The organism is Priestia sp. TGN 0903, from assembly GCF_050846855.1.
In the GTDB taxonomy this organism is placed as follows: Bacteria; Bacillota; Bacilli; order Bacillales; family Bacillaceae_H; genus Priestia; species Priestia zanthoxyli.
In genome coordinates this window covers 1-613 of sequence record NZ_JBOZGL010000041.1, presented here as the reverse complement: position 1 = coordinate 613, position 613 = coordinate 1, and the positions used below count along the sequence as shown (strand labels likewise).

Annotated in this window: 1 protein-coding gene; it reads right to left on the bottom strand. The window is 61.7% G+C overall.

The features are described 5' to 3' along the window. A partial coding sequence (locus ACRPLY_RS26810; RefSeq protein WP_432232232.1) for a hypothetical protein occupies window positions 1–613 on the bottom strand: 613 nt, incomplete at both ends.

The window sequence follows — 613 nt, the reverse complement described above, 5'->3', positions numbered from 1 at the left end:
CCCTCAGCCGGAGGATTCGCTGTCGAGAGCCCGAAATACGAGATCGGGAAGCCCGTCGCCGCCGACATCTCGATCGCATACGCCTCCTGGGCGGCGCGGAAGTTCTTCAAATCGGAGGCGGTGAGTTGTCCGACCTTCGCCTGCGGGTTTGTGATTGTGTGAATCGCGTTGTAGTAGGCGGCCCATACCGGCAACGGCTCACCAGTCTTCGGGTCAACAAAATCGCCCTTCACGACCCCAGTCATGAAGATGCGGGGGATGCCATGCGACTCGACCGCGAACTGCAGGTTCGTCAGATTCCGGCACGAGCTGTCGATGATCGACCGCAGGCCCCTGGTCAGCGCCGTCCTCCCAACCCATGACCCTGAAACCCTCTTGTTGAGGTGCATGAACACTGGGACGACACCCATCCGGTGCTGGTCGCGGTCGACCTCGACCCACTTGCCGGTACGCGGCGACCACTCAACCCACACCGTTTCATCAGGCAGATACAGCGTCGCGAAACAAGGGGTGCGTCGAGTCACGGCATCCACGCCGTAGAACCGTGCAGCCGCCGTCACCATCTCGTGACGCTCATCAACAAGGCCAGCCATCTCACGCGGAGATTCGGCAC